Source organism: Mesorhizobium sp. M7A.F.Ca.CA.001.04.2.1 (genome assembly GCF_003998485.1).
Lineage (GTDB): Bacteria > Pseudomonadota > Alphaproteobacteria > Rhizobiales > Rhizobiaceae > Mesorhizobium > Mesorhizobium ciceri.
On record NZ_RZQT01000001.1, the window covers coordinates 1 to 13,194 of the forward strand.

The following is a 13,194-nucleotide window of genomic DNA, read 5'->3' on the forward strand; positions in this document are numbered from 1 at the left end:
GTCCGGCGTAGACCTCTTTCATGGCGTCGAGATAGCGCTCGAATGCCTTGGCGAAATTGACCTGGCCGGGAAAGTTCGAACCGTCGCCGATCCACACCGTCAGCGCCTTGGAGCCGAGCGTCTTGCCGATCTCGATGCATTCGAGATTGTGCTCGACCGCTTGCCGGCGCGTGCCGGCGTCGGCATGCGCCAGCGAGCCGAATTTGTAGGAGAGCTTCTGGTCCTTGGCGTCGGAAAAGGTGTTGGAGTTCATGGCGTCGAAGCCGAGGCCAAAGCGCGAGGCCGCTTGCTTCAGCCGGTTCGGATCGGCCTTGTCCCACGGAATGTGCAGGGAAACGGTCGGCGTCGCCTGCGTCAATTGCTGGATGACGGCGCAATCCTCGATCTTGTCGAAGATGTCGCGTGGCTCGCCGGCACCGGGAAAGCGGGCAAAGCGCGTGCCGCCGGTGCCGACGCCCCAGGACGGGATCGCCACCGCGAATTTCTCGACCTTGTCTCTGATAGCGTCGATGGCGATGCCGCGACGGTCGAGCCGCTCGCCGAGCGAGGCGTAGTCGCGCTCGAGGTTTGCCTTGCGCGCGGCGTTGTCCTTGTCGACGAGGTCGGCGGAGATGATATGTTCCATCGTCCCCTCCGCTCAGCGCGTGAACGACTGGGCGTTGCCCGCGTCGACATTGATGATGTTGCCGGTCGACTTGGCCGACATGTCGGACGCCAGGAAATAGATCGCCTCTGCGATGTCTTCCGGGAAGACAGAGCGCTTCAGCATCGAACGCGAGCGATAGTGCTCCTCCAGATCGTCGGTCGACATCTTGTAGGCGGCGGCGCGCTGTTCCTTCCACTCGCCGGTCCAGATCTTCGAGCCGCGCAGCACCGCGTCCGGGTTGACGACATTGACCCTGATCTGCGCCTCCGCGCCCTCCAGCGCCAGGCAGCGGGCGAGATGGATCTCGGCAGCCTTGGCGGTGCAATAGGCGGCGGCGTTCGGCGATGCGGCAAGGCCGTTCTTGGAGGCGACGAAGACGACGTTGCCGCCAATCTTCTGCGCGCGGAACAGCCGGAACGCTTCCCGCGAGACCAGGAAATAACCGGTCGACAGGATGTCCATGTTCTTGTTCCACAGCGCCAGCGTCGTCTCCTCGATCGGCGCCGAGGAGGCCAGCCCTGCATTCGACACCAGAATGTCGATGCCGCCGAACTCGACCGCTGTCTCGGCAAAGCCCGAAATGACCTGCTCCTCCGAGGTGACATTGATCAGCACCGGCCGCACGAAGTCCCTGCCGTAGACTTTCGCCAGTTCGTCATTGGCGCTGGCCAGTGCTGTCTCGTCGATGTCGGCCAGCACCACGCAGGCGCCTTCGCGCAGCAGGCGGTTGGCCGTGGCGCGGCCGATGCCGCCGGCGCCACCCGTGACCAGGGCGATCTGGCCGGCAAGCGACTTCGGCTTCGGCATACGCTGCAGCTTCAGGTCTTCGAGCAGCCAGTACTCGATGTCGAAGGCTTCCTGTGCAGGCAGGCCGACATAAGACGACACGGTGGAGGCGCCGCGCATGACGTTGATGGCGTTGACATAGAATTCGCCCGAAATGCGCGCCGTCGCCTTGTCGCCGGCGAAGGTGAACATGCCGACGCCGGGCATCAGGTAGACGACGGCATTGGGATCGCGGATGGCGGGCGAGTCCGGATGCTTGCAGCTGTCGTAATAGGCCTGGTAGCCAACGCGATATTCGGCGATGTCGTCGGCAAGACGCGCGATGACGGCATCGACATCGGGCTTTGCCGGATCGAATTCGATGACCAGCGGGCGGATCTTGGTGCGCAGGAAATGGTCGGGGCATGAGGTGCCGAGTGCCGCCAGCGGGCGCAGATCCCTGGAGTTGACGAATTCGAGCACAGCAGTGGAATCGTCGAAATGGCCTGCTTTGTGGCTCCTTTCCGAGATCAGGCCGCGAATCCTCGGCATCAGTTTGGCCGCGATGGCACGGCGCTCAGTGGCGTCGAGCGACTTGACCGCTTCACCGCCGAAGATAGCGACACCCTCGGAGCGGCGCTCGAACCATTCGATCGCCTGGTTGATCACCGAGATCGTCATCTCGTAGCATTCCCTGGGGGTGTCGCCCCAGGTGAACAGGCCGTGGCTTTCCAGGATGACGCCCTTGGCGGCTGGGTGTTCGAGGCAGAATTTCTCCAGCCACAGGCCAAGTTCGAAGCCAGGGCGCTTCCACGGCAGCCAGCCGATGGCCTCGCCGAAGATTTCTTTCGTCAGCGCCTTCGAATCCTTCGCCGCGGCAATGGCGATGATGGCATCGGGATGCATGTGGTCGACAAAGGGCTTCGGCACGTAGGCATGCAGCGGCGTGTCGATCGAAGCCGCACGCGGATTGAGGTTGAAGGTGCAGTGCGGCAGGAAGCCGACCATCTCGTCTTCGTGCTCGACGCCGCGATAGAGGCCTTTGAGCGCGCGCAGCTTGTCCATGTAGAGCGTGGCAAAGCCGTCCAGCTTGATCGAGGCGCTGTCGCCGCCCGATCCCTTGACCCACAGCACTTCGACATCCTCGCCGGTGAGCGGGTCTTTCTGCCAGATCTTCGACGACGTGTTGCCGCCGCCATAGTTGGTGACCCGCTTGTCGGAACCAAGTGTGTTCGAACGGTAGACCAGAAGTTCCGGCCCGCTCATGGCGTGAGCCTTGGCCTCGTCCCACAGATTGGCGAGGCGCGCGCCGGTGCGCTTGTCGAGCATAAGAAATCCTCCCGAAGGCACGCAGAAGGCGCGGCCATTTGGCCCCGAATTTCCACGGAAGCGGTCGGCTTGTCAATCACAAACGATCAATATCGATCATATTGCACTGCACAATGAAATTATATGATCGGAAATGATTGACACTGCGCGTTTTGGGTGCCTAGATGCCTGGGCAGGGAGGAACCATGCACGAAAAAGAGCGCCACAGGATCATTCTGTCCGCCGTCCAGGAAAAGCCTGTGGTGACGGTGCAGGAGATGGTCGACCTGACGGAGTCCTCCGAGGCGACGATCCGGCGCGATATCGCGGCTCTCCACGTCCAGAAGCGCCTGCGCCGCGTGCGCGGCGGCGCCGAGGCAATCTCGCCGCCGCAGTTCATCGGGCTGGCCGGCCGGCCCTTTTCCGTCAATGAAACCATCAACGCCTCGCAGAAGCGGGCGATTGCGCGTGAAGCGGTCGAGCTGTGCAACGACGGCGAACCGATCATCATCAATGGCGGCACCACCACCTTCCAGATGGTGCATTTCCTGACCGGCCGCCGCATGCCGATCTTCACCAATTCGTTCCCCATCGCCGAGCACCTGCTCAAGCACTCCAAGAATACGGTGATGCTGTCGGGCGGCACCATTTATCGCGAGCAGAACATCATCCTGTCGCCCTTCGACAACGACGTGACGCGCAATTTCTATGCGCGCCGCATGTTCATGGGTGCGCAGGGTCTGGGGCCGCTCGGCCTCATGGAAGGCGATCCGCTCTTGATCCAGGCGGAGCAGAAACTGATCGACCAGGCCGACGAGTTGGTGGTGCTGGTCGATTCCTCGAAATTCCGCAAACGCTCCAGCCTGATCCTGTGCGGCCTGTCGCGCATCGCCACCGTCATCACCGATGACGGCATCGAGGATCGCGAAGCCAAGATGCTGGAAACCGCCGGCGTGACGCTGATCGTCGCCCGCACATCCGCAACCAACAAGGAAGAATCTTCACTGCAGGCCTGAGGCCAACTCGCGCTCGCAGCGGCGATGGAATGCAACGCTCAAGGGAGGAAATTCGATGAGCTTCTTGAAGAAATTGATGGTGACGGCTGCATTCTCAGCCGCCATGTTCGTGAATGCCGCCTATGCCGAAAACGTCAAGATCGCGCTGGTGGTGAAGTCGCTCGGCAACGGCTTCTTCGATGCCGCCAACAAGGGCGCCGAAGAGGCGGCCAAGGAACTCGGCGATGTCGACATCATCTACACCGGCCCGACCAAGGCGACCGCCGAAGCGCAGATCGAAGTGGTCAATTCGCTGATCGCGCAGAAGGTCAACGCCATCGCCATTTCGGCCAATGACGCCGATGCTCTGGTGCCGGTGCTGAAGAAGGCCATGGAACGCGGTATCACTGTCATCTCGTGGGATTCGGGCGTCGCCAAGGAAGGTCGCCAGCTTCACCTCAACCCGTCCGACACCGGCCTGATCGGCGAGACCATCATCAAGCTCGCCGCCGACCACCTGCCGGAAGGCGGCGAGGTCGCCATCCTGTCGGCCTCCTCGACCGCGACCAACCAGAACGCCTGGATCGACGCGGCCAAGAAGATCCTGCCGGAGAAGTTCCCCAAGATCAAACTCGTCGCCACCGTCTACGGCGATGACGATTCGGCCAAGAGCACCGACGAAGCCAAGGGCCTGTTGAAGTCCTATCCGAACCTGAAGGCGATCATCGCGCCGACCACCGTCGGCGTCGTTGCCGCCGCCCAGGTCGTCACCGACGAGAACCTGATCGGCAAGGTCAATGTCACCGGTCTCGCACTGCCGTCCGAGTTCAAGAAGTTCATCGACAACGGTTCCAGCCAGGCGGTTGCGCTGTGGAACCCGATCGACCTCGGCTACTCGGCCGTCTACCTCGCCCATGATCTGGCGGTGAAGAAGGAAGAGGCCAAGCCCGGCGCCACGCTGTCGATCGGCCGCGTCGGCAAGGTCACGCTCGACGACACCAACTCGGCTGCAATGGCTCCGCCCTTCCAGTTCGACAAGTCGAACATCGAAAAGTTCTCCAAGATTTATTGATCTGGAGTTCTCTAGAGCTGACGCGGCGGGGCTCACGTCCCGCCGCGGCTTTAAACGAACCTTGTTTCAGGGCTTGATACGACTATGGACACGACAGCCCAACACGGCGCGGTGAAGGAGCGGCCTCCGGCCCCGGCTCCACGCCTGACGCTGTCCGGCATCTCCAAGAGCTTTCCCGGCGTGCGCGCGTTGCACAATGTCAGCCTGTCGCTCTATCCGGGCCAGGTGACGGCGCTGATCGGCGAGAACGGCGCCGGCAAGTCGACGCTGGTCAAGATCATGACCGGCATCTACCAGCCCGACGGGGGCACGATCAGCATAGACGGCCACGCCGTCACCCTGCCCAGCGCGCATGCCGCCTTCGGCCATGGCGTCACCGCCATCCACCAGGAAACCGTGCTGTTCGACGATCTGAGCGTCGCCGAAAACATCTTTCTCGGCCACGCGCCACGCACGCGTTTCGGCACCATCGACTGGCGCACGATGCGCAAGAATGCGCGCGAAGTGCTGGACACCATGCATGCCGGCCATATCGACGCCGACGCGCGGCTGAAGGACCTCGGCATCGCCAACAAGCATCTGGTCGCGGTTGCGCGTGCCATGTCGATCGACGCGCAGATCGTCATCATGGATGAGCCGACCGCGGCGCTTTCCATGAAGGAGATCGAGGAGCTCTTTTTGCTGATCGAATTCCTCAAGAGCGATGGCAAGGCGATCCTGTTCATCAGCCACAAGTTCGACGAGATCTACCGTATCGCCGACCGCTACACGGTGTTCCGCGATGGCGAGATGGTCGGCGAAGGCCTGATCAAGGATGCCGGCCAGAGCCAGATCGTGCGCCTGATGGTCGGCCGCGCGGTCGATCACATCTTCCCGCAGCGCAAGGCCGAGATCGGCGCACCGGTGCTCTCCGTTTCCGGCCTGTCGCATCCGACCGAATTCAACGATATCGGCTTCGAACTGCACAAGGGCGAGATCCTCGGCTTTTACGGCCTTGTCGGCGCCGGCCGCAGCGAGGTGATGCAGGCGATATCGGGCATCACCCGCACCTCAGCCGGCACGATCACGCTGGAAGGCAAGACGATCGCGCCGAAATCGGCTGCGGATTCGATCGATGCCGGCATCGTCTACGTACCGGAAGAACGCGGCAAGCAAGGCGTGGTGATCGGCCTGCCGATCTTCCAGAACGTCTCGCTGCCTTCGCTCAAGCGCACGTCGAAGTCCGGCCTGCTGCGGCTGTCGGAGGAGTTCGATCTGGCCCGCTCCTACACCGAGCGACTCGACCTCAGGGCCTCTTCGCTCAGCCAGGATGTCGGCACGCTGTCGGGCGGCAACCAGCAGAAGATCGTCATCGCCAAATGGCTGGCGACGTCGCCCAAGGTGATCATCCTGGACGAGCCGACCAAGGGCATCGACATCGGCTCGAAGGCCGCCGTGCACGGCTTCATGGCCGAGTTGGTGGCGCAAGGCCTGTCGGTGATCATGGTGTCGTCCGAGCTGCCCGAAATCCTCGGCATGTCCGACCGTGTCGTGGTCATGCGCGAGGGGCTTGTCGCGGCGGTCTACGACAACAAGGAGCTGGACGCCGAGACGCTGGTTCGGACGGCAGCAGGGATCGCGGCATGAAGGCTTTCCTCAAATACCGCGAAATCTGGCTGGCTGCTGCCATCATCGTCTTGATCGGGCTGATCTCGACACGTTTTCCGGCCTTCGCCGATCCGGCCAATCTGCGCCAGGTGTTCAACGACACCTCGATCCTGATGATCCTGGCGCTTGGCCAGATGGTGGTCATCCTGACCCGGTCGATCGACCTGTCGATGGCGTCCAACCTCTGCTTCACCGGCATGGTGGTGGCGATGCTGAACGCCGCGCATCCGGCGATCCCGATCCCGCTGCTGATCGTCATTGCGCTGGTCGTCGGCCTGGTGCTCGGCGCCATCAACGGCCTTTTGGTCTGGCGGCTGAACATTCCCTCGATCGTGGTGACTTTGGGCACACTGACCATCTATCGCGGCGCCACCTTCGTCCTGTCCGGCGGTGCCTGGGTCAATGCCGACAAGATGAGCCCGGAGTTCATCGGCTTCCAGCGCGCGGCCTTCCTCGGCATTCCGGTGCTGTCGTGGATCGCCATCCTGGTCATTGCGCTGTTCTTCGTTGTGATGACACGCACCGCGCTCGGCCGCTCGATCTACGCGATCGGCGTCAACCCGACGGCGTCCGTCTATGCCGGCATCGATGTCGGCCGGACGAAATTCATCGTCTTCTGCATCTCCGGCATGATTGGCGGCCTGTCAGGCTATCTCTGGATCTCGCGCTACGTGATCGCCTCGGTCGAGGTCGCCAATGGCTATGAGCTCAACATCATCGCCGCCTGCGTCATCGGCGGCATCTCGATCGCCGGCGGCATCGGCTCGGTCGGCGGCGCGGTATTAGGCGCACTGTTCCTCGGCATCATCTCCAATGCGCTGCCGGTCATCAACATCTCGCCTTTCTGGCAGATGGCGATTTCGGGCAGCGCAATCATTCTGGCCGTCGTGCTCAATGCGCGCGGCGAGCGCCAGCAAGGCCGCATCATCCTCAGAAAGGTGGAGGCGTGACCGACATCCCTGCCCCGCGCCACATTCCCGACCGGCTCGACAAGCCGCTGCGTTCGGCGATCTTTTCCTGGGAAGCGCTGCTGGTCGTGGTGGCCGTCGCCATCTTCGCCATCAACAGCTTCGCCTCGCCCTATTTCCTCGACCCGTACTCGCTGTCCGATCTGACCTTCAATTTCACCGAGAAGGGCCTGATCGCCTTCGCCATGGCGCTGCTGATCATCTCGGGCGAGATCGATCTGTCGGTGGCCGCCATCATTGCGCTGGCGTCGACCATGATGGGCATGGCGGTGCAGGCCGGCGCCGGCACGCCAGTGCTGGTGGCAATCGGCATCGTTGTCGGGCTCGGCTGCGGCGCCTTCAACGGTCTGCTGGTGACAAGGCTCGGCCTGCCCTCGATCGTCGTCACCATCGGCACGATGAGCCTGTTTCGCGGCATCGCCTTCATCATCCTCGGCGACCAGGCCTACAAAGGCTATCCCTCAAGCTTCGCCTTCTTCGGCCAGGGCTATGTCTGGTGGGTGGTGTCGTTCGAGCTGGTGCTGTTCCTGATCGCGGCTGTCGTCTACTGGTTCCTCTTGCACCGCACGAGTTTCGGCCGACGCGTCTTCGCCATCGGCAACAATCCGGTCGCTGCGCAATTTTCCGGCGTGCGCGTCGGCCGCACCAAGTTCATCCTGTTTTGCCTGACCGGGCTGATGTCGGGCATCGCCTCGGTGCTGATCACCTCGCGCCTCGGTTCGACGCGGCCCTCGATCGCACAGGGCTACGAGCTGGAAGTCATCACCATGGTGGTGCTCGGCGGCGTCAGTATCCTCGGTGGCGCCGGCAGCATTCTGGGCGTCGTGCTCGCCGCCTTCATCATGGGGCTGGTGACCTTCGGGCTCGGCCTGCTCAATGTGCCGGGCATCGTCATGTCGATCTTCATCGGCCTGCTGCTGATCATCGTCATCGCCTTGCCGATCGTCTGGCGGCGGCTGCGCGGAGGGCGTTGATGGCCGAGAAATACGCGTTCAAGATGAAGCTGAAGCCCGGCATGAAGGCAGAGTACAAGAAGCGCCATGACGAGATCTGGCCGTCGCTGGTCGCGCTGCTGAAGCAGGCCGGCGTCTCCGATTATTCCATCCATCTCGACGAGGAGACCAATATCCTGTTCGGTGTGCTGTGGCGGCAAGACGACCACCGCATGGACGAATTGCCCGGGCATTCGGTGATGCAGCGCTGGTGGGCCCACATGGCCGACATCATGGAAACCAGGCCGGACAACGAGCCGGTGGCCGTGAAGCTGGAAACAATGTTCCATATGGCATGACTGCGATGCGCCACATCGCCGTCATCGACATAGGCAAGACCAACGCCAAGGTGGCGCTGGTCGACCTCGCTGCGTTGAGCGAGGTGGCGCTGCGCCGCATGGCGAATGCGCCGGTGCGGCAGGCGCCTTACCCACATCACGATGTCGAGGCACTGTGGGCATTCATCCTCGAAAGCCTTGCCGGCCTCAACCGCGAACAGCGCATCGACGCCATTTCGATCACCACCCATGGCGCGACCGGCGTGCTGGTCGACGCGGCGGGTGAACTGGTGCTGCCGGTGCTCGACTATGAGTTCGACGGCCCCGACGGGATGGCCGAGGATTACGACGCGATCCGCCCGCCTTTTGCCGAGACCGGCACGCCGCGCCTGCCGCTCGGCCTCAATCTCGGAGCACAATTCTTCTGGCAGCAGAAGAGCTTCCCGGCGGAATTCGCCAGGGCCGCGGCGCTGCTGATGTACCCGCAATACTGGGCCTTGCGCCTGACCGGCATCGCCGCCAACGAGGTCACCTCGCTCGGCTGCCACACCGACCTGTGGAACCCGTGGACGGCGGATTTTTCATCCCTGGTCGACAGGCTGGAGTGGCGGAGCCTGATGGCGCCGGTGCGGCCGGCCAGCGATCGCCTCGGCCCGATCCTGCCCACCGTTGCTGTGCGAACCGGACTGGATCCGCACACGCCGGTGTTCTGCGGCCTGCATGATTCCAACGCCTCGCTGCTGCCGCATCTTCTCTCCGACAAGCCGCCTTTCTCCGTCGTCTCGACCGGCACCTGGGTGGTATCGATGGCGGTCGGCGGCAAACAGATTGCGCTGGATGCCGCGCGCGACACGCTGGTCAATGTCAACGCGCTCGGTGATCCCGTTCCCTCGGCGCGCTTCATGGGCGGCCGCGAGTTTTCGGTGCTGACAAAGGACCAGCCGGAGCCGTGGACCGAAGCCGATGTCGGCGCCGTGCTGGCGCGAAAGACGCTGCTGCTGCCGTCGACCCAGCAAGGTTCGGGGCCGTTCCCGCACCATGCCGCGGCATGGCTCAACGCCGACGGCATCAACAATGGCCAGCGCTTTGCCGCTATCTCGTTCTATCTGGCGCTGATGACGGCGACCTGCCTCGACCTGATCGGCGCCGACGGCCCGACCACTGTCGAAGGCCCCTTTGCCCGCAACCGGCTCTTTGTCGGCATGCTGGCGGCAGCCACGGCGCGCGCCGTGGTTGCGTCCGAGGCCGCCACCGGCACCAGCATCGGCGCGGCGCTGCTGGCATCCGATCAACTGATGGCACAGGGCAAGGGCGAAAGAATAGAACGGCCTATAGACCCAGCCTGGGTCGACTATGTCAGCGCATGGCGGGCGGCAGTGGAAGTGCAGGGCTGATCAGAGAATCCGTTTGCCGAAGGCAGACATGACGAAGTTGACCGCGTCGGTGCCGATCCGCGGCTCCAGATCCGCCGTCAGGCCCGAAACATCCATCGACAGCAAGCCGCCGGAGAGCGCGATCGCCTCCATCGCCTGATGTGTTTCGCGCACGGTCAGCCCACCGGAGCCCGCAGCCCAGCCGGCGAATTCGGTCGCGGTCGGCGAATAGCTGACATGAAAGCCTTGCGTGCCTGATGTGGCGATACGGATCGCTTCATGCATCAGGTCGCGCATGCCCATGGCGTCGATGTCGGTCATGGTGAAGGCGGAGACGCGCGAATCCTTCAGCACCCGCGCCTCGGCCGGATCGGCGTGGCGCAGGCCGACGATGACGACATTCTCCGGCGACAGCTGCGGCTGCAGCGCGCCCGCCTTGTGATCGAGGCCGAGGGTGCGCGCCAGGACCGAGCCTTCCGGCAGGTCGATGCCGTCCTCGTCCTCCGGCATCAGGGCGGCGATGGAATCGATCCAGATCAGGCCGAAGGAATGCGTGGCTCGCGCCGTCGCGGTCAGCGCCTTGTGCGCGACGCGACGATCGGCGCCGGCGGTCAGCCGGACCAGTCCCGATGGCGGCCGCTCGATATCGGCCAATTCGACGACGTCGAAATTCATCGCCTCCAGCCGCGCGCCGGTGCCTTCCCGGGCCAGGATGCCGGCGGCTCCAGGTTCGGCCGTGATCTGCACCATCTTGCGGCCGGAAAAATCCTCGACGTCGTGCATCGGGGCCTTCTCGACATATTCCGAGGTCATTGCCAAAAGCATGGCGCCATAGCTCATGCGGAAGGCGACGCGGTCGCCGACGGCCAGCGGCGGGTCGGCATCGGCGACGTCCAAAAGCAGATGGTCGCTGGAGGCGCCCAGCACCCGGATCCCCCTGGCGATCGGCGTCAGCCCCTCGACCAGCACGTCCTCGCGGCCGATATTGGCGATGGCGCGCAGCCTGTCGCCTTCGTCGGGGAAGACCGGCTGGTTGCCGAAGGCGTCGTAGCCCGATTGGCCGATCGGCCGTGACGGCTTGAGCTTGACCTCGATAATGTCGCTGGTCAGCCGGCAGGCATCGGGTTCGAGCTCGGCCCACGGCGCATCGCGGAAGGTCTCGACGCCACCTTGCAGGATCGCCTCGCCGACGCGCAGATTGTTGATGCCGGCCGGCAGCCTGCCTTCGAGCAGCAGCGGCAGCGACGACGAGGCGCCGCCGGAAATCACGTCGAGGCTTTTGCCGGACAGGCGCTCGGTCTTGTAGGCATGGGCGACGAGCTGCCCAAGGTTTTCCGGCGTCGGCATGATGGCGCCGAAGCAGCCGAGATTGGTGCCGATGCCGGCGATGCGCACGCCCTTGAACTGCAGGATCTGCTCAACCGTGGGGATCAGGTCGTTCGGCCAGATGCCTTCGCGGAGATCGCCGAGATCGATCATCAGCATGATGTCGTGGACGCGGCCCATGCGCTCGGCGATGCGCGAAATTTCGCGGATGGTGGCGAGTTCCGATTGCAGGCTGATGTCGACGGTGCGCACCACCTCCTCGACCCGCGCCATCGGCGGGCTGCGCAGCAGCATGATCGGTGCGTTGATGCCGCTGTCGCGCAGCCGGCGGATGTTCTCGAAACGCGATTCGGCGATGCCGGCGACGCCGCCGCGCAGCATGGCGCGTGCCACTTGCGGCATGCCGCAAGTGCCCTTGGTGACGCCGAACACTTTTATGCCCGACAGCGCGCAGCGCTCGACGATGGTGCGCGCGTTGCGCTCGATGCGGCCAAGGTCGATGGCGACTTGCGGTCCCGACATCCTAGCCCCCGTAGACCAGCCCCTGCGGGTCGATCTCCGGCTTGCGGCCCGAAACGAGGTCGGCGAGGAATTTTCCCGAACCGCAGGCCATGGTCCAGCCGACATGGCCGTGGCCGGTGTCGAGATAGAGATTCTTGTAGCGCGCCTGGCCGATGACCGGCACCGAGTTCGGCATCATCGGGCGCAGACCCGCCCAGAACACAGCCTTCTTCTCGTCGAAGGCACCCGGGAAAAGATCTTTGCCGGTGCTGATGATCGTCTTGAAATCGGCGGGCTTGAAAGTGCGGTCGAAGCCGGTGAATTCGGCCGTCGAGGACATCCGCAAGCGGTTGCCCAGCCTGGAATAGCCGATCAGCCGGTCCTCGTCGGCGCCGCCCATGGTCGGTCCCCTGCTTTCGTCCTCCAGGGGAATCGTCGCGGTATAGCCTTTTACCGGATAGACGGGCAGGTCGATGCCGTAACGGCGCCCGAGCAGGCCGCTTTCCGGCCCCATCGAGATGACAACCGCATCGCCGGCGACCGGGCCGGCCGAAGTCATCACCGCGCGCACCCGGTCGCCCTCGATGTCGAGGCCTTCGACTGTCGTGCCGAACAGGAATTTGACGCCGAGCTTCTCGGCCGCATAGGCGGCCAGCCTGTCGACAAACTGCTTGGAATCTCCGGTCTGGTCGGTTGGCGAATAGACGCCGCCGGCAATCTTGTCCTTGACGCCGGCAAGGCCCGGTTCCAGCTCGACCAGCCGGTCGCGGCCGACGATTTCGATCGGCAGGCCGTGCTTGGCAAGATAACGGTAATTGTCGGTGCCGGTGTCGAGGCTCTTTTGCGAGCGGAAGAAATAGAGAATGCCCTTCTTGCGCTCGTCGTAATGGATGCCGGTCGCTTCCGAAAGCGCATTGATGCAGTCGCGCGAATAGAGCGCGAGCCTGAGCTTGATGTCGGTGTTGGCGCGCAGGCGCGCCACCGTGCACTGGCGCAGGAAACGCAGGCTCCAGGCGAGGAAATAGGGATCAAGGCGCAGCCTGACCTTGATGCCGAGATCATGGTTGTAGAGCCCGCGCAGGAAGGTCTTCAAAGCCGCCGGCGAGGCCCAGGCGGTGGCGTCACCCGGTGACACCAGGCCGGCATTGGACTGGCTGGTGCCTTGTGCCGCCGCCGGATGGCGCTCGATCACCGTCACCTCATGGCCGTCGCTGGCCAGATAATAGGCGGCCGCCGTACCGACGACACCGGCCCCGAGCACCGTTATTTTCATGCCATTCCCCCAAGATCTCCTCGCGGCGCCGCGCCTCCGCGCCGTGCCGC

Annotated in this window: 10 protein-coding genes and 1 pseudogene; 7 read left to right on the forward strand and 4 right to left on the reverse strand. The window is 63.8% G+C overall.

The window, feature by feature from the left end; all coding sequences use genetic code 11:
• Positions 1-625: pseudogene (locus tag EN955_RS00005) on the reverse strand (sugar isomerase); the annotation flags it as partial.
• 12 nt (positions 626-637) lie between these two features.
• Complete coding sequence (locus tag EN955_RS00010; protein ID WP_024503127.1) at positions 638-2,740, reverse strand: bifunctional rhamnulose-1-phosphate aldolase/short-chain dehydrogenase; 2,103 nt, start codon at positions 2,738-2,740, stop codon at positions 638-640.
• Between the two features lie 185 nt (positions 2,741-2,925).
• Here EN955_RS00010 and EN955_RS00015 point away from each other — a divergent pair, with 185 nt between their 5' ends.
• The 7 genes from EN955_RS00015 (at position 2,926) to EN955_RS00045 (ending at position 10,065) form a co-directional block, all read left to right on the forward strand.
• Positions 2,926-3,735, forward strand: a complete 810-nt coding sequence (locus tag EN955_RS00015) for a DeoR/GlpR family DNA-binding transcription regulator (RefSeq protein ID WP_013533598.1) — start codon at positions 2,926-2,928, stop codon at positions 3,733-3,735.
• 55 nt (positions 3,736-3,790) lie between these two features.
• Entirely contained in the window at positions 3,791-4,786 is a 996-nt protein-coding gene (gene rhaS / locus EN955_RS00020) for a rhamnose ABC transporter substrate-binding protein (RefSeq protein WP_013533599.1), read from the forward strand.
• Positions 4,787-4,870: 84 nt separating this feature from the next.
• Positions 4,871-6,412 carry a sugar ABC transporter ATP-binding protein gene (locus EN955_RS00025; RefSeq protein WP_024503128.1) on the forward strand — a complete coding sequence of 514 codons (1,542 nt, stop codon included), beginning with the start codon at positions 4,871-4,873 and terminating at the stop codon, positions 6,410-6,412.
• Positions 6,409-7,383 (forward strand): ABC transporter permease, encoded by a 975-nt coding sequence (locus tag EN955_RS00030; RefSeq protein WP_013533601.1) that lies wholly within the window; start codon positions 6,409-6,411, stop codon positions 7,381-7,383. The genes EN955_RS00025 and EN955_RS00030 overlap by 4 nt, the downstream gene beginning before the upstream one ends.
• Positions 7,380-8,375 (forward strand): ABC transporter permease, encoded by a 996-nt coding sequence (locus tag EN955_RS00035; RefSeq protein ID WP_024503129.1) that lies wholly within the window; start codon positions 7,380-7,382, stop codon positions 8,373-8,375. Before EN955_RS00030 ends, EN955_RS00035 begins: the two co-directional genes overlap by 4 nt.
• Entirely contained in the window at positions 8,375-8,692 is a 318-nt protein-coding gene (gene rhaM / locus EN955_RS00040) for an L-rhamnose mutarotase (RefSeq protein ID WP_024503130.1), read from the forward strand. The genes EN955_RS00035 and rhaM overlap by 1 nt, the downstream gene beginning before the upstream one ends.
• Complete coding sequence (locus tag EN955_RS00045; protein ID WP_024503131.1) at positions 8,689-10,065, forward strand: FGGY-family carbohydrate kinase; 1,377 nt, start codon at positions 8,689-8,691, stop codon at positions 10,063-10,065. The genes rhaM and EN955_RS00045 overlap by 4 nt, the downstream gene beginning before the upstream one ends.
• Here EN955_RS00045 and EN955_RS00050 read toward each other — a convergent pair whose 3' ends face one another.
• Both EN955_RS00050 and EN955_RS00055 read right to left on the reverse strand, forming a co-directional pair.
• Positions 10,066-11,892 carry an alanine racemase gene (locus tag EN955_RS00050; RefSeq protein WP_024503132.1) on the reverse strand — a complete coding sequence of 609 codons (1,827 nt, stop codon included), beginning with the start codon at positions 11,890-11,892 and terminating at the stop codon, positions 10,066-10,068. It abuts the gene before it with no gap.
• Position 11,893: 1 nt separating this feature from the next.
• Positions 11,894-13,144, reverse strand: a complete 1,251-nt coding sequence (locus tag EN955_RS00055) for a D-amino acid dehydrogenase (protein WP_024503133.1) — start codon at positions 13,142-13,144, stop codon at positions 11,894-11,896.
• Positions 13,145-13,194 lie beyond the last annotated feature (50 nt).

Excerpts from the sequence above, each read along its gene's own strand:
- EN955_RS00010 (WP_024503127.1), bottom strand. The coding sequence starts at position 2,740 with ATGCTCGACAAGCGCACCGGCGCGCGCCTCGCCAATCTGTGGGACGAG.
- EN955_RS00015 (WP_013533598.1), top strand. The coding sequence starts at position 2,926 with ATGCACGAAAAAGAGCGCCACAGGATCATTCTGTCCGCCGTCCAGGAA.
- rhaS (WP_013533599.1), top strand. The coding sequence starts at position 3,791 with ATGAGCTTCTTGAAGAAATTGATGGTGACGGCTGCATTCTCAGCCGCC.
- EN955_RS00025 (WP_024503128.1), top strand. The coding sequence starts at position 4,871 with ATGGACACGACAGCCCAACACGGCGCGGTGAAGGAGCGGCCTCCGGCC.
- EN955_RS00030 (WP_013533601.1), top strand. The coding sequence starts at position 6,409 with ATGAAGGCTTTCCTCAAATACCGCGAAATCTGGCTGGCTGCTGCCATC.
- rhaM (WP_024503130.1), top strand. The coding sequence starts at position 8,375 with ATGGCCGAGAAATACGCGTTCAAGATGAAGCTGAAGCCCGGCATGAAG.
- EN955_RS00045 (WP_024503131.1), top strand. The coding sequence starts at position 8,689 with ATGACTGCGATGCGCCACATCGCCGTCATCGACATAGGCAAGACCAAC.
- EN955_RS00050 (WP_024503132.1), bottom strand. The coding sequence starts at position 11,892 with ATGTCGGGACCGCAAGTCGCCATCGACCTTGGCCGCATCGAGCGCAAC.
- EN955_RS00055 (WP_024503133.1), bottom strand. The coding sequence starts at position 13,144 with ATGAAAATAACGGTGCTCGGGGCCGGTGTCGTCGGTACGGCGGCCGCC.